Genomic DNA, 19,699 nt, shown 5'->3' with positions numbered 1-19,699 from the left:
GGGATAGTGACTGATCTGCGCAGGCTGCTTGTTCCCACACGGCACGACCACAGCGTTGACCGCTGAATCGACTACCGCTATGCGCTGGGAAGCTGGCATGTGCTGATCTTTTTGAAGGGATAAAGACCCGGGAACTATAACCAGCCGCCAACCGGTTTTGCAATCACTTCACCCAAGCGTTTTGCGTGGCAGAGTTTTCATGCCGGCAACGAAAACCGGTCGTTATAATGCTGGCCGGTTTTTTTCAAGGATTTCACATGTTTGCTCTGCCCTGGCTGTACCTCGTGCTGCTTTCCATTGGCTATGTACTGGCCCTGACCTACGGGCAACTGGGCATGCTGGCGGCGGTCTCCGTGGTCATGCTGCTGATCGCAGGTTACGCCGTGCGCCAGCAACGCAACCCGTGGGCGCGTTACGTCGGGCACGGCCTGTTTATCGTGCTGGCGCTGGGCCTGGCGATGCATTGGCTGCCAGGCTTCTACAACGGCCGTGGCATCGCGCCTCAACGCTTTACGCCTGATTCAGTGCCCTTCTCGATGTACCTCAACCAGGACAAACCGTTGATCGGCTTCTGGCTGCTGCTGGCCTGCCCCTGGATCGTGGCACGCAGGTCATTGCGCCTGTCGATCTGCGTCACGGCGCTGGCCTTGACCCTGACGGCAGTCGCAGCATTGGGCGGCGCAATGTTGCTGGGGATGATCAGTTGGGCGCCCAAATGGCCGGAACAGGCGTGGTTGTGGGTATTGAACAACCTGCTGCTGGTGACCCTGGTTGAAGAGGCGCTGTTTCGTGGCTATATCCAGGGCGGCCTGAGCGAGCGCTTCAAACATCTGCCTTACGGCGAGAATGTGGCGCTGCTGCTGGCCTCGCTGTTATTCGGTTTGGTGCACCTGGGCGCAGGTTGGCACTGGGTATTGCTGGCCAGCATCGCCGGGGTCGGTTATGGCCTGGCGTATCGCTTTGGCGGGTTGGGCGCGGCAATTGCCACGCACTTCGGGCTGAACCTGCTTCACTTCGGGCTGTTTACCTACCCGATGCTGGCCGGCTGATTATTGCAAAAATAAGTTAAATAAAAGCCCGCAAGCGCCGATAACCCCTGAAAGCCTTGCGGATTGAACAACCATGCGTAATAACCAACCCGTTACCCAGCGCGAACGTACCTTCCCCGCTCAGCAACGGTTGATCTCCACCACGGATGCCAAAGGGGTCATTACCTACTGCAACGACGCTTTTGTCGAAATCAGTGGGTTCACCCGCGACGAACTGGTCCGAGCGCCGCACAACCTGGTGCGTCACCCGGATGTTCCGCCTGCGGTGTTCGCACACATGTGGTCCACGCTCAAACAAGGCTTGCCATGGATGGGCATCGTCAAGAACCGCTGCAAGACCGGCGATCACTACTGGGTTAACGCCTATGTGACACCGGTCTTCGATGGCAACCAGGTGATTGGCTACGAATCGGTGCGCATCAAGCCCACCGCCGAGCAGATCCGCCGGGCCGAAGCGCTCTATCAACGCATCAACCAGGGCAAGTCGGCCGTGCCGCAGCGCGACAAGTGGCTGCCGGTGTTGCAGGACTGGCTGCCGTTTATCCTGGTCAGCCAGCTGAGCTTCATGATCGGTGCATCGCTCAACTCCCACTGGGGCTTTGCCCTGGCGGCGGGCCTGTCGGTGCCACTGGGTCTGTTGGGGCTGAGTTGGCAGCAGCGCGGCCTCAAGCGCTTGCTGCGTTTGGCCGAACAGACCACGTCTGACCCGCTGATCGCGCAGATGTACACCGACAGCCGGGGCGCCCAGGCGCGGCTGGAGATGTCGATTCTCAGCCAGGAAGCGCGCTTGAAGACCTGTCTGACACGTTTGCAGGACACGGCCGAGCACCTCAACGACCAAGCGGCGCGGTCCAACACCCTGGCACATAACAGCTCCAGCGGCCTGGAACGCCAGCGCGTGGAAACCGAGCAGGTGGCCACGGCGGTCAACCAGATGGCAGCGACCACTCAGGAAGTCGCCAGCCATGTACAGCGCACGGCGGACGCCACCCAGGAAGCCAATCGCCTGACCGGTCGCGGCCGCGACATCGCCGGGGAAACCCGCGAGGCGATCCAGCGCCTGTCGGTGGCCGTGGGCGAGACAGGTGTGACCGTCACCCAACTGGCCAAGGACAGCGATGAAATCGGCGGCGTGGTCGATGTGATCAAAGGCATTGCCGACCAGACCAACCTGCTGGCACTGAACGCGGCCATCGAAGCGGCGCGCGCCGGTGAGATGGGCCGAGGTTTTGCGGTGGTGGCTGACGAAGTTCGCCAACTGGCGCAGCGCACCGCCGAGTCCACCGGGCAGATCCATACGCTGATCGCCAAGCTGCAACACACCGCAGCGGCGGCCGTGCAAACCATGGACGCCGGGCATCGCCAGGCTGAAGAAGGTGTGGCGCGGGTGATGGAGGCGGATCAGGCGTTGGTGGGCATCAGTGAGGCGGTGGCCAATATCACTGACATGACCACGCAGATTGCCGCCGCGACCGAAGAGCAAAGCGCAGTGGCCGAAGAGATCAGCCGCAACATCAGCACGATTGCGCTGTTGGCGGACCAGACCTCGGAGCAGGCCATGAACTCGGCGCAATTGAGTGAAGAGCTCACGCATACGGCCAATACCCAGTATTCGCTGGTAGCGCGTTTTAACCGGTAATTCGCTATACAGATCGTTCCCACGCTCTGCGTGGGAACGCCTCCTGTGACGCTCTGCGTCACGGCTTTAAAAGCGGACGCAGAGCGTCCAGGGCTGCATTCCCACGCGGAGCGTGGGAACGATCAAATGGGGCCCTAACAGCCGCCCAAAAACTCAGCCACCTTCACCGCCGCAGCCTCCAGATGCTGCTCATGACTAAACCCTGAGGCCTTCAACGGCTTCAAATCATGATCCCCCGCCACCAGCCACATCACCTCGATACTCGGCGATAAGTCATACCCTTCCACCGTCGCCCGATTGCCCAGCGCATCGCGCTCGCCCTGCACAATCAACGTCGGCACCTTCAACCCGGCCAGATGTTCGACCCGAGGTTTTTCCGGCTTGCCCACCGCATAAAACGGATAACCCAAACACACCAGCCCCTCAGCCCCCAGCTCATCTGCCAACAAACTGGCCATGCGCCCGCCCATGGACTTGCCGCCAACCGCCAGCTTCCCAGCGACATGACGTCGCACCTCGGCATACACCTCACGCCAGCATTCGAGCAGTTTCGGCGCCGGGTTCGGCGGGCGTTTGCCGCCGTCGACGCGGCGTTGAGCCATGTAGGGGAACTCGAAGCGCAACACGTTCACACCATGCCCGGCAAGGCGTGCAGCCATGTCGTTCATGAAGGATGAGTCCATCGGGGCGCCAGCGCCGTGGGCCAGGATCAGCGTCACAGGTGTGCGTGCGCCAGCCACGGTCGCTGCATCCCACAACCAGCCGCGCTCGCGCACACACTGCGCCCATTGATCCCCGTCAATACTGGCCTTGTGCTCTTTGCCCATGCTTGCCTCGCTTTTTAGTCTGCCTATAACTCCAGCCCAAGTGCCGCACTTGCTTGGGTTGAACCGTGGATGGGGAACCATGAACACTACTTTAAGTACCGCCTATAACTACAAGGTGGTCCGCCAATTCGCCATTATGACGGTGGTGTGGGGCATCGTCGGCATGGGGCTCGGGGTTTTTCTCGCCGCCCAATTGGTATGGCCTGCGCTCAACTTCGATTTACCCTGGACCAGCTTCGGCCGTTTGCGCCCGCTGCACACCAACGCAGTGATCTTTGCTTTCGGTGGCTGCGCGCTGTTCGCCAGCTCGTTTTACTCGGTGCAACGCACCTGCCAAACCCAACTGTTCGCGCCGAAAATCGCCGCGTTCTGCTTCTGGGGCTGGCAGTTGGTCATCCTCCTGGCGGCGATCACCTTGCCGCTGGGTTACACCAGCTCCAAGGAATACGCCGAGCTGGAATGGCCGATCGACATCCTCATCACCATTGTCTGGGTGGCCTACGCCATCGTGTTCTTCGGCACGGTGATGAAGCGCAACACCAAGCACATCTACGTGGGCAACTGGTTCTTCGGTGCGTTCATCATCACCGTGGCCATCCTGCATATCGTCAACAACCTGGAAATCCCGGTCAGCCTGACCAAGTCCTACTCCCTCTACGGCGGTGCGACGGATGCCATGGTGCAGTGGTGGTATGGGCATAACGCCGTGGGCTTTTTCCTCACCGCAGGCTTCCTGGGGATGATGTATTACTTCGTGCCCAAGCAGGCCGAGCGTCCGGTGTATTCCTATCGTTTGTCCATCGTGCACTTCTGGGCGCTGATCACCCTGTACATCTGGGCCGGCCCCCACCACTTGCACTACACCGCGCTGCCGGACTGGGCACAGTCGCTGGGCATGGTGATGTCGCTGGTACTGCTGGCACCCAGCTGGGGCGGCATGATCAACGGCATGATGACCCTCTCGGGCGCCTGGCATAAGTTGCGCAGCGACCCGATTCTGCGCTTCCTCGTGGTCTCTCTGGCCTTCTACGGCATGTCGACCTTCGAAGGGCCGATGATGGCCATCAAGACGGTCAACGCCCTCTCCCACTACACCGACTGGACCATCGGCCACGTACACGCCGGCGCCCTCGGCTGGGTGGCGATGATTTCCATCGGCGCGCTGTACCACATGATTCCGAAAATCTTCGGCCGCGAGCAGATGTACAGCCTTGGCCTGATCAACGCGCACTTCTGGCTGGCCACCATCGGCACCGTGCTCTACATCGCTTCGATGTGGGTCAACGGCATTGCCCAGGGCCTGATGTGGCGTGCGGTCAACGAAGACGGCACCTTGACCTACTCCTTCGTCGAAACCCTGGTGGCCAGCCACCCTGGCTTCATCGTGCGGTTGGTGGGCGGTGCGATCTTCCTCAGCGGCATGTTGCTGATGGCTTACAACACCTGGCGCACCGTGCGCTCGGCGCAACCTGCCGAAGTCACCGCTGCGGCGCAGATGGCCTGAGGAGTCGATGATGAAACACGAAACGATTGAAAAGAACGTCGGCCTGTTGATGCTGCTCATGGTGCTTGCCGTGAGCATCGGCGGCCTGACCCAGATCGTCCCGCTGTTCTTCCAGGACGTCACCAACAAACCGGTGGAAGGCATGAAGCCCTACACCGCACTGCAACTGGAAGGTCGCGATATCTACATCCGCGAAGGCTGTGTGCAGTGCCACTCGCAGATGATCCGCCCGTTCCGCGCCGAAACCGAGCGCTACGGCCACTACTCGGTAGCCGGTGAAAGCGTGTGGGACCACCCGTTCCTGTGGGGCTCCAAGCGCACCGGGCCGGACCTGGCACGCGTCGGCGCACGCTACTCGGACGACTGGCACCGCGCGCACTTGTACAACCCGCGCAACGTGGTACCGGAGTCAAAAATGCCGGCCTACCCGTGGCTGGTTACAGCCCAAGTCGACAGCAGCCACACCGAGACCAAGTTGAAAGTGATGCGCACCCTCGGCGTGCCGTACACCGACGACGACATCAGTGGCGCCGTCGCCAGCCTCAAGGGCAAGACCGAGATGGACGCGCTGGTTTCGTACCTGCAAGTGCTCGGCACTGCCATCAAGAGCAAGAGGTGAGCCATGGGATTTGAATTCGATGCGGGCACCATCCGCGGCCTTGGCACGCTGGTGGTCGCCATCGCCTTTATCGGCCTGTCGCTGTGGGTGTTCAACAACCGGCGCAACGCGGACTTCGAGCAGGCCCGCCTGCTGCCGTTTGCCGATGAACCTTCCCCGTCCGACGCTCAAGAAGAGCCTGCAACAAGGAGCACCCAGCCATGACTACCTTTTGGAGTACATGGATCTGCGTATTGACCCTCGGCAGCCTGATCGGGCTGACCTGGCTGTTGGTCGGCACCCGCAAGGGCGAAACCAAAGGCAGCGTTGACCAGACCATGGGCCATGCCTTCGACGGCATCGAGGAATACGACAACCCGCTGCCCCAGTGGTGGTTCATGTTGTTCGCCGGCACCCTGGTGTTTGCGGTCGGCTACCTGATCCTCTACCCGGGCCTGGGCAACTGGAAAGGCGTGTTGCCGGGCTATGAAGACGGCTGGACCCAGACCAAGGAATGGGACAAGGAAATGGCCAAGGCTGATGCCAGGTTCGGGCCGATCTTCGCCAAATTCTCGGCCATGCCGGTGGAAGAAGTGGCCAAAGACCCGCAAGCGCTGAAAATGGGTGGGCGCCTGTTCGCCTCCAACTGCGCGGTGTGTCACGGCTCGGATGCCAAGGGCGCGTATGGTTTCCCGAACCTGGCGGACAACCTCTGGCGCTGGGGCGGCTCGGCTGAAGCAATCAAGGCGACGATCATGAGCGGGCGCCATGCGGCGATGCCGGCCTGGGGTGAAATCCTCGGTGAGGACGGCGTGAAGAATGTCGCCGCTTATGTGCGTCATGACCTGGCCAAGCTGCCGTTGCCGGCCGACAACAGCGCCGACCTGGTGGCCGGTCAAGCCGCGTTCAACACCACCTGCGTGGCGTGCCACGGCCCACAAGGCCACGGCATGGAAGCCATGGGTGCGCCGAACCTGACCGAGCCTGCCGGTTTCATCTACGGCACCAGCCTGGCCCAGTTGCAGCAGACCATCCGCCACGGTCGCCAAGGCCAGATGCCGGCGCAGGAGGTACTGCAAGGCAATGACAAGGTGCACCTGCTGGCAGCCTATGTGTACAGCCTGTCCCATACCGCTGATGGCGCAACGCCAGAAAGCCAACCTGAGTAACTGACCTGTGGCGAGGGAGCCTGCTCCCTCGCCATAGGTTCAGCGTTCGTTCTCGACATTACGCGGCCAAGTGTCGCACCCTTCCCAAGTCCAACTTTCCCCTCCTCACTTTCGGGTCTACGCTTGTTCCCACAGTGGACCAATCCCGGCCTACGCGACGGTATTCGTTGCGCCCCTGAAAATTCCTGTCCACTCGATCAGCTTTCCATTTCCGATTTTGTCCCTACGCAAAACATGGAAAGGGCGCAGAATCTGGCTCGGAACGCATTGATACAGGTCAGTCATTGCGTTGCAATGGCCCCTCGCTTTCTACATACTTGCGGCCGATTTTACCTATAAAAAAACCTAAACCGTGGAACCTTAGAATGAGCACAGCAATCAGTCCGACTGCTTATAACTATAAGGTCGTCCGCCAGTTCGCCATCATGACGGTGGTCTGGGGGATCCTTGGCATGGGGCTCGGGGTGTTTATCGCCTCGCAACTGGTGTGGCCGGAATTGAATTTCGGTTTGCCATGGACGACCTTCGGCCGCCTGCGCCCGCTGCACACCAACCTGGTGATTTTCGCCTTCGGTGGTTGTGCGTTATTTGCCACTTCCTACTATGTCGTGCAGCGAACCTGCCAGACGCGACTGATCTCCGATGGCCTCGCCGCCTTCACCTTCTGGGGCTGGCAAGCCGTGATCCTCGGCGCCATCATCACCCTGCCGCTGGGCTACACCACCACCAAGGAATACGCCGAGCTGGAATGGCCGATCGCGATTTTGCTCGCCATCGTCTGGGTGACCTACGCCGTGGTGTTCTTCGGCACCATCGTCAAGCGCAAGACCAAGCACATCTATGTGGGCAACTGGTTCTACGGTGCCTTCATCCTGGTGACGGCGATGCTGCACATCGTCAACCACGCCTCCTTGCCGGTGAGCTGGTTCAAGTCCTACTCGGCCTATGCAGGGGCAACCGACGCAATGATCCAGTGGTGGTACGGCCACAACGCCGTGGGGTTCTTCCTCACCACCGGTTTCCTGGGGATGATGTACTACTTCGTGCCCAAGCAGGCCGAACGCCCGATCTACTCCTATCGCCTGTCCATCGTGCACTTCTGGGCGCTGATCACCCTGTACATCTGGGCCGGTCCTCACCACCTGCACTACACCGCACTGCCGGACTGGGCGCAATCGTTGGGCATGGCCATGTCGATCATCCTGCTGGCGCCAAGTTGGGGCGGCATGATCAACGGCATGATGACGCTGTCGGGCGCCTGGCATAAATTGCGCACCGACCCGATCCTGCGCTTTCTGGTGGTATCGCTGGCGTTCTACGGCATGTCGACCTTCGAAGGCCCGATGATGGCCATCAAGACGGTCAACTCGCTGTCCCACTACACCGACTGGACCATCGGCCACGTACACGCCGGTGCCCTCGGCTGGGTGGCGATGATTTCCATCGGCGCGCTGTACCACATGATCCCCAAACTGTTCGGCCGCCCACAGATGCACAGCGTTGGCCTGATCAACGCGCACTTCTGGCTGGCGACTATCGGTACCGTGCTCTACATCGCCTCGATGTGGGTCAACGGCATCACCCAGGGCCTGATGTGGCGTGCCATCAACGATGACGGCACCCTCACCTACTCCTTCGTCGAAGCGCTGCAAGCCAGCCATCCGGGTTACATCGTGCGCGCCCTGGGCGGTGCATTCTTTGCCTCCGGCATGTTCCTGATGGCCTACAACGTCTGGCGCACCGTGCGTGCCGCCGACCCGGTAGAAGCCGAAGCCGCCGCCAAGATCGCCGTTGTGGGAGCTCACTGATGAAGCATGAAGTAGTCGAGAAGAATATCGGCCTGCTGGCCTTCTTCATGGTCATCGCCGTGAGTATCGGCGGCCTGACCCAGATCGTTCCGCTGTTTTTCCAGGACGTGACCAACAAGCCGGTCGAAGGCATGAAGCCGCGCACCGCCCTTGAAGTCGAAGGCCGCGACGTCTACATCGCCAACGGCTGCGTAGGCTGCCACTCGCAGATGATCCGCCCGTTCCGTGCCGAAACCGAACGCTACGGCCACTACTCGGTAGCCGGTGAAAGCGTGTGGGACCACCCGTTCCTGTGGGGCTCCAAACGTACCGGCCCGGACCTGGCCCGTGTCGGCGGGCGTTACTCCGATGACTGGCAGCGCGCGCACTTGTACAACCCGCGCAACGTGGTGCCTGAGTCGAAAATGCCGGCGTACCCCTTCCTGGTGGAAAACAAGCTCGACGGCAAGGACACAGCCAAGAAGCTCGAAGTCCTGCGCACCCTGGGCGTGCCCTACACCGATGAAGACATCGCCGGTGCCGCCGCTGCCGTGAAGGGCAAGACCGAAATGGACGCATTGGTGGCCTACCTGCAAGGCCTTGGCACCATCATCAAAAGCAAACGGTGATCTTCATGGATATCGGGATGATTCGTGGCCTGGGCACCGTTGTGGTGATGGTGGCCTTTGTCGGCCTGGCGCTGTGGGTGTTCAGCCCGCGCCGCAAGTCGGAGTTTGACGACGCGACCATGCTGCCCTTTGCAGATGATCCCGAGGCCATCAAGCACGTCGAGCAAGCTTCTAGGAGTAACAAAGAATGACTACGTTCTGGAGTCTGTACGTCACAGTCCTCAGTCTGGGTACCATTTTCGCCCTGACCTGGCTGCTGCTGTCGACCCGCAAGGGCCAGCGCACCGAGCAGACGGACGAGACCGTCGGCCACTCGTTCGACGGCATCGAGGAGTACGACAACCCGCTGCCAAAATGGTGGTTCATGCTGTTTGTCGGCACCATCATCTTTGCCCTTGGCTACCTGGCGCTGTACCCCGGCCTGGGCAACTGGAAAGGCCTGCTGCCGGGCTACAACTACCTCGACAATGACAAGCAAACCCCCTTCGCCAACGGCCAGACCGGCTGGACCGGCGTGCACGAATGGGAAAAGGAGATGGCCAAGTCGGACGCCAAGTTCGGTCCGATCTTCGCCAAATTCGCCGCGATGCCGATTGAAGAAGTCGCCAAAGACCCGCAAGCCTTGAAGATGGGCGGCCGTTTGTTCGCCTCCAACTGCTCGGTGTGCCACGGCTCCGACGCCAAGGGCGCCTACGGCTTTCCCAACCTGACCGACGCCGATTGGCGCTGGGGCGGCGAGCCGGCCACCATCAAGGAAACCATCATGAAAGGCCGCCACGCGGTGATGCCGGCCTGGGCCGAGGTCATTGGCGAGCAAGGCGTGGCCGACGTGGCGGGCTTTGTGGTGACCAACCTCGATGGCCGCAAACTGCCGGAAGGCGCCAAGGCCGACGTGGCCAACGGCGCGAAACTCTTCGCCGCCAACTGCGTGGCCTGCCACGGCCCGGCCGGTAAAGGCACGCCAGCAATGGGCGCGCCGGACCTGACCCACCCGGGTGCATTCATCTACGGTTCGAGCTTCGCGCAATTGCAGCAGACCATTCGTTATGGCCGTCAAGGCCAGATGCCAGCGCAGGAATTGCTGCAAGGCAATGACAAGGTGCATTTGCTGGCGGCCTATGTTTACAGCCTGTCCCATGGGGATAAGCAGGCTGAGGAGCAGTAAGCTCCCGGCAACGAAAAAGCCCCGCAGTGCGGGGCTTTTTTTCTGCCGGGCTGGTTTCCCGCCGGGCTGAGGCGATTGCAGCGCATGACCATTCGGCACCTCGCACTTGCTGCGCGCCAATGCAAAGTAGTAACGTTACTACATTAAATTTGCCGAAGGGAATGCCCCATGACCATCACTACCATTTCCAGCCGTGAATTCAATCAAGACACAAGTGGTGCCAAAAAAGCCGCCAGTAAAGGCCCGGTTTTTATCACCGATCGCGGCAAGCCTGCCCATGTACTGCTAAGCATTGAGGACTACCAGAAACTGACAGGTCTGAATGTCGACATCGTTGACCTGTTGGTGATGCCGGAAGCGGCCGAAATCGACTTCGAAACCGAACGTGCCGTGATCACTCACCGACCCGTGGACCTCTCTTGATGTATCTACTCGACACCAATGTTATCTCCGAACTGCGTAAACCCCACGCCGACGCCAGAGTAGTGGCTTGGGCAAAAAGTGTTATTGCTGCGCGCATGTTCATCTCGGCCATTACGCTGAAGGAATTGGAAACCGGTGTACTGCGCATGGAACGCCGAGACCCGGTTCAGGGGAAAGTGTTACGGACATGGCTCAAACGCCATGTGATGCCGGCGTTCGATGCCAGAATATTGCCGGTTGATGCCGCCGTTGCGCTGCGTTGCGCCCATCTGCATGTGCCGGACCAGGCCAACGAGAGTGACGCGTTGATTGCCGCAACGGCTCTGGTGCACGGGCTCACCGTGGTGACGCGCAACGTCAGTGACTTCATGTCCAGCGGGGTTCCATTGCTTAACCCATGGGACGAATGACCTGCCTACCGGCAAAAAACGTCCATACTTGCCAAGTCAATTGATCCAGATCACATATACCATCAATTGATTTCCCCCAACGCGACCAAAGGTCGCACCCGTTGAGCAGCATCGCAGGCGTATCATTACGCCACTGCAACAGCCTATTTTTGACCCCGGTTGGCACGTACTGGCCGAGGCAAATCTCCACCGCCGTGGGATGCAATGATGAGCAACCAGATACCGGTACATGACGTTACCCCGCCTGCCAAAAACGCCAGCAGCACTGTCGACCTCTACGCCTCGCGCGAGAAAATCTACACCCGCGCCTTCACCGGCCTGTTCCGCAACTTGCGTATGCTCGGTGGCGCCGGTTTGTTCCTGCTCTACTTCGGCACCGTGTGGCTGAACTGGGGTGGCCACCAGGCCGTGTGGTGGAACCTGCCGGAACGCAAATTCTTCATTTTCGGCGCGACCTTCTGGCCTCAGGATTTCATCCTGCTGTCAGGCATCCTGATCGTTGCCGCGTTCGGCCTGTTCTTTATCACCGTGTACGCCGGGCGCGTGTGGTGCGGTTATACCTGCCCGCAAAGTGTGTGGACGTGGATCTTCATGTGGTGCGAAAAGGTCACCGAAGGCGACCGCAACCAGCGCATCAAGCTCGACAAAGCGCCGATGGGCGCCAGCAAATTCCTGCGCAAGTTCAGCAAGCACACGCTGTGGCTGTTGATCGGCTTCGCCACCGGCATGACCTTCGTCGGCTACTTCTCGCCCATTCGCGAACTGGTGTTCGACTTCTTCACCGGCCAGGCCGATGGCTGGTCGTATTTCTGGGTCGGTTTCTTCACCCTGGCCACCTACGGAAACGCCGGCTGGTTGCGCGAACAGGTGTGCATCTACATGTGCCCGTACGCGCGCTTCCAGAGTGTGATGTTCGACAAAGACACCCTGATCGTGTCCTACGACCCGCGCCGTGGCGAAGTACGTGGCCCACGTAAAAAAGGGGTCGACTACAAAGCCCAGGGCCTGGGCGATTGCATCGACTGCACGATGTGCGTGCAGGTGTGCCCCACCGGCATCGACATTCGCGACGGCCTGCAAATCGAGTGCATCGGTTGCGCCGCCTGTATCGATGCCTGCGACAACATCATGGACAAAATGGACTACCCACGCGGCCTGATCAGCTACACCACCGAGCACAACCTGTCCGGGCAGAAAACCCATAAGCTGCGCCCGCGCCTGATCGGTTATGCCTTGGTGTTGCTGGCGATGATCGGCCTGTTGGCCGGTGCATTTTTCATGCGCTCGCTGGTGGGCTTCGACGTCAGCAAGGACCGCGTGCTGTACCGCGAAAACGCCGAAGGCCGCATCGAAAACGTCTACAGCCTGAAGATCATGAACAAGGACCAGCGCGATCACACCTACGTGCTCGACGCCTCGGGCCTGCCTGACCTCAAGCTGCAAGGCCGCCGCGAGATCAAGGTCGCCGCCGGGGAAATTTTCAGCATGCCGGTAGAGCTGTCCAGCGCCCCTGAGCAACTGCCGTCGAGCACCAACGAGGTGAAATTCATCCTCAAGGATGCCGATGACGACAGCGTCCACATTGAAGCCAAGAGCCGATTCATCGGCCCACAAGTCCGCTAATTAAAAGAGAGCACAACAATGCCCGCAGCTACTGCCGCAAGCCCTTGGTACAAGCACCTCTGGCCCTGGATCATCATCGGAATCCTGGCCTGCTCGGTGACCTTGACCTTGTCCATGGTGACCATTGCGGTGAAGAACCCGGACAACCTGGTCAACGACAATTACTACGAGGCCGGCAAAGGCATCAACCGCTCCCTGGACCGTGAGCGACTGGCCCAGACCCTGCAATTGCGCGGCAAGCTGCACCTGGACGAACTCACCGGTGAAGTCGAGCTGCAACTGACCGGCTACAGCAACCCCAATACCCTAGAGCTGAACCTGATTTCCCCGACCCAGCCGGAAAAGGATCGCAAGATCAACCTGACCCGCAGCGACAGCGAGCCCGGCCGCTACATCGGCCAGGTCACCGACAAGGTAGAGGGTCGGCGCTTTGTGGAACTGCTCGGCGTGGAAGGCGACAAGACCTGGCGCCTGTTCGAAGAAGAAGAGGTCAGCCACGACAAGGACTTGCTGTTGGGCGATGAGCCGTTGCAGGGTGCCGAAGACCTGAAAAAGTAGCTTGATCGTTCCCACGCAGAGCGTGGGAACGATCTGTGGAATTGAACCATGACCAGCCCAACCCCCTGCTACCACTGCGCCCTGCCCGTCCCGCCCGGCAGCCGGTTTACTGCCGACATCCTCGGCGCGCGCCGCGAACTGTGCTGCCCAGGCTGCCAGGCGGTGGCCGAAGCGATTGTGGCCGGCGGGTTGCAAAGCTATTACCAACACCGCAGCGAAGCCTCGGCCAACCCCGAGGCGCTGCCGGTGCAACTGGTCGACGAACTGGCGCTGTACGACCGCGCCGACGTGCAAAAACCCTTTGTGCGTCACGAGGGCGATCTGGCCGAAGCCACCCTGTTGATGGAAGGCATCAGCTGCGCCGCCTGCGGCTGGCTGATCGAGAAACACCTGCGCAGCCTGCCCGCGGTGGCCGAGGCGCGACTGAACCTGTCCAACCACCGCCTGCACGTGCGCTGGGCCGACGGCCAATTGCCGCTGAGCCAGGTGCTCAGCGAACTGCGCCATATCGGCTATGCCGCCCACCCTTACCAGGCCGATCGCGCCGCCGAGCAATTGGCCAGCGAAAACCGCCGAGCCTTGCGCCAACTGGGCGTGGCGGGGCTGCTGTGGTTCCAGGCGATGATGGCGACCATGGCCACCTGGCCGGAATTCAATATCGACCTGAGCCCGGAGCTGCACGTGATCCTGCGCTGGGTAGCGATGTTTCTGACCACACCCATCGTGTTCTACAGCTGTGCGCCGTTCTTTAAAGGTGCACTGCGCGACCTGCGCACGCGCCACCTGACCATGGATGTGTCGGTGTCCCTGGCGATTGGCGGGGCGTACCTGGCGGGCATCTGGACCGCCATTACCGGCACTGGCGAGTTGTACTTCGACGCGGTGGGCATGTTCGCGCTGTTCCTGCTCGCCGGGCGCTATCTGGAACGCCGGGCGCGGGAACGCACCGCCGCCGCCACCGCGCAGCTGGTCAACCTGCTGCCTGCTTCGTGCCTACGGCTTAAAGATGACGGTCAGAGCGAGCGCATCCTGCTCAGCGAACTGGCCGTGGGCGACCGCGTGCTGGTGCACCCAGGTGCCGTGCTGGCGGCCGATGGAGTGATTCTCGACGGCCAGTCGAGCATTGACGAGTCCCTGCTCACCGGCGAGTACCTGCCGCAGCCGCGCAACGTCGGCGATACGGTCACCGCCGGCACACTCAACGTCGAAGGGGCGCTGACCGTCGAGGTGCGCGCCTTGGGCCATGACACCCGCCTGTCCGCCATCGTGCGCCTGCTGGAACGCGCCCAGGCCGAGAAACCGCGCCTGGCGCAAATCGCCGACCGCGCTGCGCAGTGGTTCCTGTTGGGCTCGCTGATCGCGGCCGCGCTGATCGGCCTGCTGTGGTGGGAGCTGGACGCATCACGGGCGTTCTGGATTGTGCTGGCGATGCTCGTGGCGACCTGCCCCTGCGCGTTGTCCCTGGCCACACCGACCGCGCTCACCGCCGCCACCGGCACACTGCACACACTCGGGTTGCTGCTGACCCGCGGCCATGTGCTGGAAGGCCTGAACCAGATCGACACAGTGATTTTCGACAAAACCGGTACCCTCACCGAAGGCCGCCTGGCCCTGCGTGCCATCCGTCCTCTAAGCTCGTTGAACAGCGATGACTGCCTGGGCCTTGCCGCCGCGCTGGAAAACCGCTCCGAGCACCCGATTGCCCGCGCCTTCGGGCGTGCGCCGCTGGCTGCCGAGGAAGTCCTGAGCTTTCCCGGCTTAGGCCTGGAAGGTCGCGTGGGCGAGCGTCAATTGCGCATCGGCCAACCGGGTTTTGTATGCCAATTGAGCGGCTGCGCGATTCCCGCCTCGCCGGACGAAGCAGGCCAATGGTTGCTGCTGGGCGATCATGAAGGCGCCCTCGCCTGGTTCGTGCTCGATGATCGCCTGCGCAGCGATGCGCCCGCCCTGCTGGCCGCGTGCAAAGCGCGAGGCTGGCGCACGCTGCTCCTGTCGGGCGACAGCTCGCCGATGGTCGCCAGTGTGGCGCTGGAGCTGGGGATCGACGAGGCCAAAGGCGGCTTGCGCCCCGACGACAAACTGCAGGTGCTGCAACAGCTGCACCAGCAAGGCCGCAAAGTGTTGATGCTCGGCGACGGCGTCAACGATGTGCCCGTGCTCGCCGCCGCCGATATCAGCGTGGCGATGGGCTCGGCCACCGACCTGGCAAAAACCAGCGCCGATGCCGTGCTGCTGTCCAACCGCCTCGACGCGCTGGTGCAGGCGTTTACCCTGGCGCGACGTACACGGCGGGTAATCATCGAAAACCTGCTGTGGGCCGGGTTGTACAATGGCCTTATGCTGCCGTTTGCCGCCCTCGGCTGGATCACGCCGATCTGGGCCGCGATCGGCATGTCGCTCAGCTCGTTGACCGTGGTGCTCAACGCCTTGCGCCTGACTCGCCTGCCGAGCCCGCAAGTAAACAGCGCCACCCTAGTAACCCGCCCGCTGCCGGCTTGAGCCGCGTGGGCCTGGAGTACCGATGCCAGCTCTTTACGTGATGATTCCGGCGGCGCTGCTGTTAGTCGGCGTGGCCATTTACATTTTCTTCTGGGCGGTGGACAGCGGTCAGTACGACGACCTCGACGGCCCGGCCCACAGCGTGCTGTTCGACGACCAGGACCCGAACCACCTGGCGGGCGTCGACGAAGCCAACCGGGCCGAACAACCGCCCAAAGACCCGCCCCATGCTTGAGCTGGCGCCACTGCTGGTTTCGGCCTTGATCCTCGGGCTCCTGGGCGGCGGCCATTGCCTGGGCATGTGCGGCGGGCTGATGGGCGCGCTGACCCTGGCAATCCCCAAAGAACAACGCAGCCGCCGTTTTCGCCTGCTGCTCGCCTACAACCTGGGGCGCATCCTCAGCTACGCCGCCGCCGGGTTACTGATCGGCCTGGCCGGCTGGGCAGTGGCCAACAGCCCGGCGGCAATGTTCATGCGCGTGCTCGCCGGGTTGTTGCTGATCAGCATGGGCTTGTACCTGGCGGGCTGGTGGAGCGGACTCACCCGTATCGAAAGCCTGGGGCGTGGCCTGTGGCGCTCTATACAGCCGCTCGCCAACCGTTTGCTGCCGGTGTCCAGCCTGCCACGCGCACTGCTGCTGGGCGCGCTGTGGGGCTGGTTGCCTTGCGGTTTGGTCTATAGCACGCTGCTGTGGGCGGCGAGCCAGGGTAATGCGCTGGACAGTGCTTTGCTGATGCTGGCCTTCGGGCTTGGAACTTGGCCCGTACTGCTGGCCACTGGCTTGGCGGCAGAACGCGTCACGGCGCTGCTGCGCAAACGCAGCGTGCGTGTGGCCGGTGGCGTGCTGGTGATTGTGTTTGGGGTATGGACGCTGCCAGGCCCGCATCAACACTGGCTAATGGGCCATTAAATCGCCATGTGGCATAGCGCCGCTCCCCGTTGATGCAAATCAAGATGGCACCTGCGGCGCGCCCCTAGACTCGGCCCACTAGCCAATCCGGGGGACCGCCCGCATGCTCGACGCCATTCGTTGGGACACAGATCTGATTCACCGCTACGACTTGGCGGGGCCGCGCTACACCTCCTACCCCACCGCCGTACAATTCGACAGCCAGGTCGGCACCTTCGACCTGCTCCACGCCCTGCGTGACAGCCGCAAGGCCGTGCGGCCCTTGTCGCTGTATGTGCATGTGCCGTTTTGCGCAAACATCTGCTACTACTGCGCCTGCAACAAGGTCATCACCAAGGACCGTGGCCGTGCCCAGGCCTACCTGCAACGCCTGGAACAGGAAATCCAGCTGGTGGCCTGCCACCTCGACCCGAAACAGCCCGTGGAGCAACTGCACTTCGGCGGCGGCACCCCGACCTTTCTCAGCCACGACGAACTGCGCCAGGTGATGACGCGCCTGCGCCAGCACTTCAACTTGCTCGATGATGATTCCGGTGACTATGGCATCGAGATCGACCCACGTGAAGCCGACTGGGCGACCATGGGGTTGCTGCGCGAACTGGGCTTTAACCGCGTAAGCATCGGCCTGCAGGATCTGGACCCCGAGGTGCAGCGTGCGGTCAACCGCCTGCAAAGCCTGGAAGAAACCCGTGCAGTCATCGATGCGGCGCGCACCTTGCAATTTCGCTCGATCAATATCGACCTGATCTACGGCCTGCCCAAGCAAACGCCGCTGAATTTTGCGCGCACCGTCGAAGAAGTGATTAACCTGCAACCGGATCGCCTGTCGGTATTCAACTACGCGCATCTGCCCGAGCGCTTTATGCCGCAGCGGCGCATCAACACCGACGACCTGCCCTCCCCATCCGAAAAACTGCTGATGCTGCAAACCACCATCGAACAGTTGACCCGTGCCGGCTACCGCTACATCGGCATGGACCACTTTGCCCTGCCGGATGACGAACTGGCCGTGGCCCAGGAAGAAGGCACGCTGCAGCGTAACTTCCAGGGCTACACCACCCACGGGCATTGCGATTTGATTGGGCTGGGGGTTTCAGCGATCAGCCAGATCGGCGACCTGTATTGCCAGAACAGCAGTGACCTCAATCACTACCAGAACGCCCTGGCCGGGGCGCAACTGGCCACCAGCCGTGGCCTGGTCTGCACCACGGATGATCGTTTGCGCCGGGAAGTGATTCAGCAGTTGATCTGCAATTTCAGCCTGGCATTCGAGCGGATCGAACAGGCTTTCAACATCGATTTTCGCGGCTATTTCGACGAACTATGGCCACAGTTGGAGACAATGGCCGCCGATGGCCTGATCGAACTGGATGCCCACGGCATTCGCGTGTTACCGGCCGGGCGCTTGCTGGTGCGCTCGGTGTGCATGGTGTTCGATGCCTACCTGGAGCACCAGAACAGGCAACGATTCTCGCGGGTGATCTAAAGGGCTTTATTTCGCCATCAGGCTCATGGCTTCCATCTGAGCCTGAGGCGGTTCCGACTTCAAGACCTTGCCCAGTTGCGTCTGGGCCGTCACCAGAGCTGCCTGCAACATCGCCACATCGCCCTGTATGTTGGCGACACGGGCGCGCTGCGCCTCTGGCGTCAGGGAGGTGTCCGCCATGGCCGCAGACAGTTCGGCCATCTTCTCGGCCAGTTGCTTTTTCAGCTCGCGGATCATTTTGAGCAGGGTCTTGGCACTATCACTCAGGCTGCTCTCGTCAATATCGCTATTGGAGGATTTCTCAGCCGAAGCCATGCCCATCCCCGCGCCGGAAATGACCACCTTCACACCTTCAGCCGCATTAGGTTCAGCGGGTTTGTCCTCGGTGGTGGCCTTGGGCGCGGCGTCTTTATCCTTGGCCGCATCGGCGGCCTTCCAGACCGATACCGCTGCAACGTTGATCGATGGATTTGAGACAGTGCTGACTGACATGATCTGAGCTCCAGCTCATAGAGAGACACCTGTGTATCGGCACCGATACAAAGAGCTTTATACCGTTGCTGCTTTTTTGTACACGCTGGCCTCAGCCACCCTCGGTGCGTTACCCTTACGTCTTATGTGTGTTTTCCCACAAGGATTTAAGAAATGTCCGAGCCAGTTAAACTGCGCGCTCACAGCCAGGCTCACTGCAAGGATTGCAGCCTGGCCCCCCTCTGCCTGCCACTTTCGTTGAATTTGGAAGACATGGAAGCGCTGGACGAAATCGTTAAACGCGGTCGCCCGCTGAAAAAAGGCGAGTTTCTGTTTCGCCAGGGCGACAAATTCGATTCTGTCTATGCAGTACGTTCGGGCGCGCTGAAGACCTTCAGCCTGAGCGACGGCGGCGAGGAACAGATCACCGGCTTCCACCTGCCCAGCGAGCTGGTCGGGTTGTCTGGCATGGACACCGAGATTCACCCGGTGTCGGCCCAGGCCCTGGAGACGACCTCGGTGTGCGAAATCCCTTTCGAGCGCCTGGATGAATTGGCCCTGCAACTGCCGCAACTGCGCCGCCAGTTGATGCGGGTGATGAGCCGCGAGATCCGTGACGACCAACAGATGATGTTGCTGCTGTCGAAAAAAACCGCCGACGAGCGCATCGCCACGTTTTTGGTCAACCTGTCGGCGCGCTTCCGCGCCCGAGGGTTCTCGGCCAACCAGTTCCGCCTGAGCATGTCGCGCAATGAAATCGGCAATTACCTGGGCCTGGCGGTGGAAACCGTGTCCCGCGTGTTTACCCGTTTCCAGCAAAACGAGCTGATTGCCGCCGAAGGCAAGGAAGTGCATATCCTCGACCCGATCCAGCTCTGCGCGCTGGCCGGGGGCTCGCTGGAAGTCTGAAGCGCACGCTTGCGGCCGCGCCAATCGGCAAGGCCGCAGGTA

Annotated in this window: 21 protein-coding genes; 19 read left to right on the top strand and 2 right to left on the bottom strand. The window is 61.3% G+C overall.

Features of this window, described 5'->3' with window-relative positions:
* Nucleotides 1-257: 257 nt before the first annotated feature.
* Nucleotides 258-1,049: a CPBP family intramembrane glutamic endopeptidase gene (locus BLV67_RS13570; protein ID WP_069788033.1), complete on the top strand. Its 792-nt coding sequence runs from the start codon at nucleotides 258-260 to the stop codon at nucleotides 1,047-1,049.
* A 73-nt stretch (nucleotides 1,050-1,122) separates the two neighbouring features.
* Nucleotides 1,123-2,688, top strand: a complete 1,566-nt coding sequence (locus BLV67_RS13565) for a methyl-accepting chemotaxis protein (RefSeq protein ID WP_065929837.1) — start codon at nucleotides 1,123-1,125, stop codon at nucleotides 2,686-2,688.
* A gap of 134 nt (nucleotides 2,689-2,822) precedes the next feature.
* Here BLV67_RS13565 and BLV67_RS13560 read toward each other — a convergent pair whose 3' ends face one another.
* Nucleotides 2,823-3,515: an alpha/beta family hydrolase gene (locus tag BLV67_RS13560; RefSeq protein ID WP_069788032.1), complete on the bottom strand. Its 693-nt coding sequence runs from the start codon at nucleotides 3,513-3,515 to the stop codon at nucleotides 2,823-2,825.
* 79 nt (nucleotides 3,516-3,594) lie between these two features.
* Here BLV67_RS13560 and ccoN (BLV67_RS13555) point away from each other — a divergent pair, with 79 nt between their 5' ends.
* The 16 genes from ccoN (BLV67_RS13555) to hemN all read left to right on the top strand — a co-directional run bounded on the left by ccoN (BLV67_RS13555) (nucleotide 3,595) and on the right by hemN (nucleotide 18,277).
* The gene (gene ccoN, locus BLV67_RS13555) at nucleotides 3,595-5,019 is read left to right on the top strand and encodes a cytochrome-c oxidase, cbb3-type subunit I (RefSeq protein ID WP_065929839.1); all 1,425 of its coding nucleotides are present in this window, start codon (nucleotides 3,595-3,597) and stop codon (nucleotides 5,017-5,019) included.
* Between the two features lie 10 nt (nucleotides 5,020-5,029).
* Complete coding sequence (gene ccoO / locus BLV67_RS13550) at nucleotides 5,030-5,638, top strand: cytochrome-c oxidase, cbb3-type subunit II (protein ID WP_034108140.1); 609 nt, start codon at nucleotides 5,030-5,032, stop codon at nucleotides 5,636-5,638.
* Nucleotides 5,639-5,641: 3 nt separating this feature from the next.
* Nucleotides 5,642-5,842, top strand: coding sequence for a cbb3-type cytochrome oxidase subunit 3 (locus tag BLV67_RS13545; protein ID WP_056861518.1), 201 nt, complete (start codon nucleotides 5,642-5,644; stop codon nucleotides 5,840-5,842).
* Entirely contained in the window at nucleotides 5,839-6,786 is a 948-nt protein-coding gene (gene ccoP, locus BLV67_RS13540) for a cytochrome-c oxidase, cbb3-type subunit III (RefSeq protein WP_069788031.1), read from the top strand. Before BLV67_RS13545 ends, ccoP (BLV67_RS13540) begins: the two co-directional genes overlap by 4 nt.
* A gap of 365 nt (nucleotides 6,787-7,151) precedes the next feature.
* Nucleotides 7,152-8,594: a cytochrome-c oxidase, cbb3-type subunit I gene (gene ccoN / locus BLV67_RS13535; protein ID WP_056861520.1), complete on the top strand. Its 1,443-nt coding sequence runs from the start codon at nucleotides 7,152-7,154 to the stop codon at nucleotides 8,592-8,594.
* The gene (gene ccoO / locus BLV67_RS13530) at nucleotides 8,594-9,202 is read left to right on the top strand and encodes a cytochrome-c oxidase, cbb3-type subunit II (protein WP_056861521.1); all 609 of its coding nucleotides are present in this window, start codon (nucleotides 8,594-8,596) and stop codon (nucleotides 9,200-9,202) included. Before ccoN (BLV67_RS13535) ends, ccoO (BLV67_RS13530) begins: the two co-directional genes overlap by 1 nt.
* Nucleotides 9,203-9,207: 5 nt before the next feature.
* Nucleotides 9,208-9,393 carry a CcoQ/FixQ family Cbb3-type cytochrome c oxidase assembly chaperone gene (locus tag BLV67_RS13525; protein WP_005790274.1) on the top strand — a complete coding sequence of 62 codons (186 nt, stop codon included), beginning with the start codon at nucleotides 9,208-9,210 and terminating at the stop codon, nucleotides 9,391-9,393.
* Nucleotides 9,390-10,367, top strand: coding sequence for a cytochrome-c oxidase, cbb3-type subunit III (gene ccoP / locus BLV67_RS13520; protein ID WP_069788030.1), 978 nt, complete (start codon nucleotides 9,390-9,392; stop codon nucleotides 10,365-10,367). Before BLV67_RS13525 ends, ccoP (BLV67_RS13520) begins: the two co-directional genes overlap by 4 nt.
* 168 nt (nucleotides 10,368-10,535) lie before the next feature.
* Nucleotides 10,536-10,790 carry a type II toxin-antitoxin system Phd/YefM family antitoxin gene (locus tag BLV67_RS13515; protein ID WP_017134811.1) on the top strand — a complete coding sequence of 85 codons (255 nt, stop codon included), beginning with the start codon at nucleotides 10,536-10,538 and terminating at the stop codon, nucleotides 10,788-10,790.
* Nucleotides 10,790-11,200, top strand: a complete 411-nt coding sequence (locus tag BLV67_RS13510) for a type II toxin-antitoxin system VapC family toxin (protein ID WP_065929843.1) — start codon at nucleotides 10,790-10,792, stop codon at nucleotides 11,198-11,200. Before BLV67_RS13515 ends, BLV67_RS13510 begins: the two co-directional genes overlap by 1 nt.
* A gap of 207 nt (nucleotides 11,201-11,407) precedes the next feature.
* Nucleotides 11,408-12,823, top strand: coding sequence for a cytochrome c oxidase accessory protein CcoG (ccoG, locus tag BLV67_RS13505; protein ID WP_065929844.1), 1,416 nt, complete (start codon nucleotides 11,408-11,410; stop codon nucleotides 12,821-12,823).
* Nucleotides 12,824-12,841: 18 nt separating this feature from the next.
* Complete coding sequence (locus tag BLV67_RS13500; protein WP_056861526.1) at nucleotides 12,842-13,381, top strand: FixH family protein; 540 nt, start codon at nucleotides 12,842-12,844, stop codon at nucleotides 13,379-13,381.
* Nucleotides 13,382-13,429: 48 nt separating this feature from the next.
* Complete coding sequence (locus BLV67_RS13495) at nucleotides 13,430-15,880, top strand: heavy metal translocating P-type ATPase (RefSeq protein WP_074854474.1); 2,451 nt, start codon at nucleotides 13,430-13,432, stop codon at nucleotides 15,878-15,880.
* A 22-nt stretch (nucleotides 15,881-15,902) separates the two neighbouring features.
* Nucleotides 15,903-16,115, top strand: a complete 213-nt coding sequence (gene ccoS / locus BLV67_RS13490) for a cbb3-type cytochrome oxidase assembly protein CcoS (protein WP_017134806.1) — start codon at nucleotides 15,903-15,905, stop codon at nucleotides 16,113-16,115.
* Entirely contained in the window at nucleotides 16,108-16,791 is a 684-nt protein-coding gene (locus BLV67_RS13485; protein ID WP_065929847.1) for a sulfite exporter TauE/SafE family protein, read from the top strand. The genes ccoS and BLV67_RS13485 overlap by 8 nt, the downstream gene beginning before the upstream one ends.
* Nucleotides 16,792-16,894: 103 nt before the next feature.
* Nucleotides 16,895-18,277 carry an oxygen-independent coproporphyrinogen III oxidase gene (gene hemN, locus BLV67_RS13480; protein WP_065929848.1) on the top strand — a complete coding sequence of 461 codons (1,383 nt, stop codon included), beginning with the start codon at nucleotides 16,895-16,897 and terminating at the stop codon, nucleotides 18,275-18,277.
* A gap of 6 nt (nucleotides 18,278-18,283) precedes the next feature.
* On the opposite strand, the gene BLV67_RS13475 is transcribed toward hemN, so the two are convergent.
* Nucleotides 18,284-18,769: a hypothetical protein gene (locus BLV67_RS13475; RefSeq protein ID WP_069788026.1), complete on the bottom strand. Its 486-nt coding sequence runs from the start codon at nucleotides 18,767-18,769 to the stop codon at nucleotides 18,284-18,286.
* Between the two features lie 153 nt (nucleotides 18,770-18,922).
* Here BLV67_RS13475 and fnr point away from each other — a divergent pair, with 153 nt between their 5' ends.
* Nucleotides 18,923-19,657, top strand: coding sequence for a fumarate/nitrate reduction transcriptional regulator Fnr (gene fnr, locus BLV67_RS13470; RefSeq protein WP_056861531.1), 735 nt, complete (start codon nucleotides 18,923-18,925; stop codon nucleotides 19,655-19,657).
* Nucleotides 19,658-19,699: the final 42 nt, after the last annotated feature.

The organism is Pseudomonas salomonii (genome assembly GCF_900107155.1).
GTDB classification, from domain to species: domain Bacteria; phylum Pseudomonadota; class Gammaproteobacteria; order Pseudomonadales; family Pseudomonadaceae; genus Aquipseudomonas; species Aquipseudomonas salomonii.
Note: the sequence above shows the minus strand (reverse complement) of the source record. Positions and strands in the feature narration are given on the sequence as shown.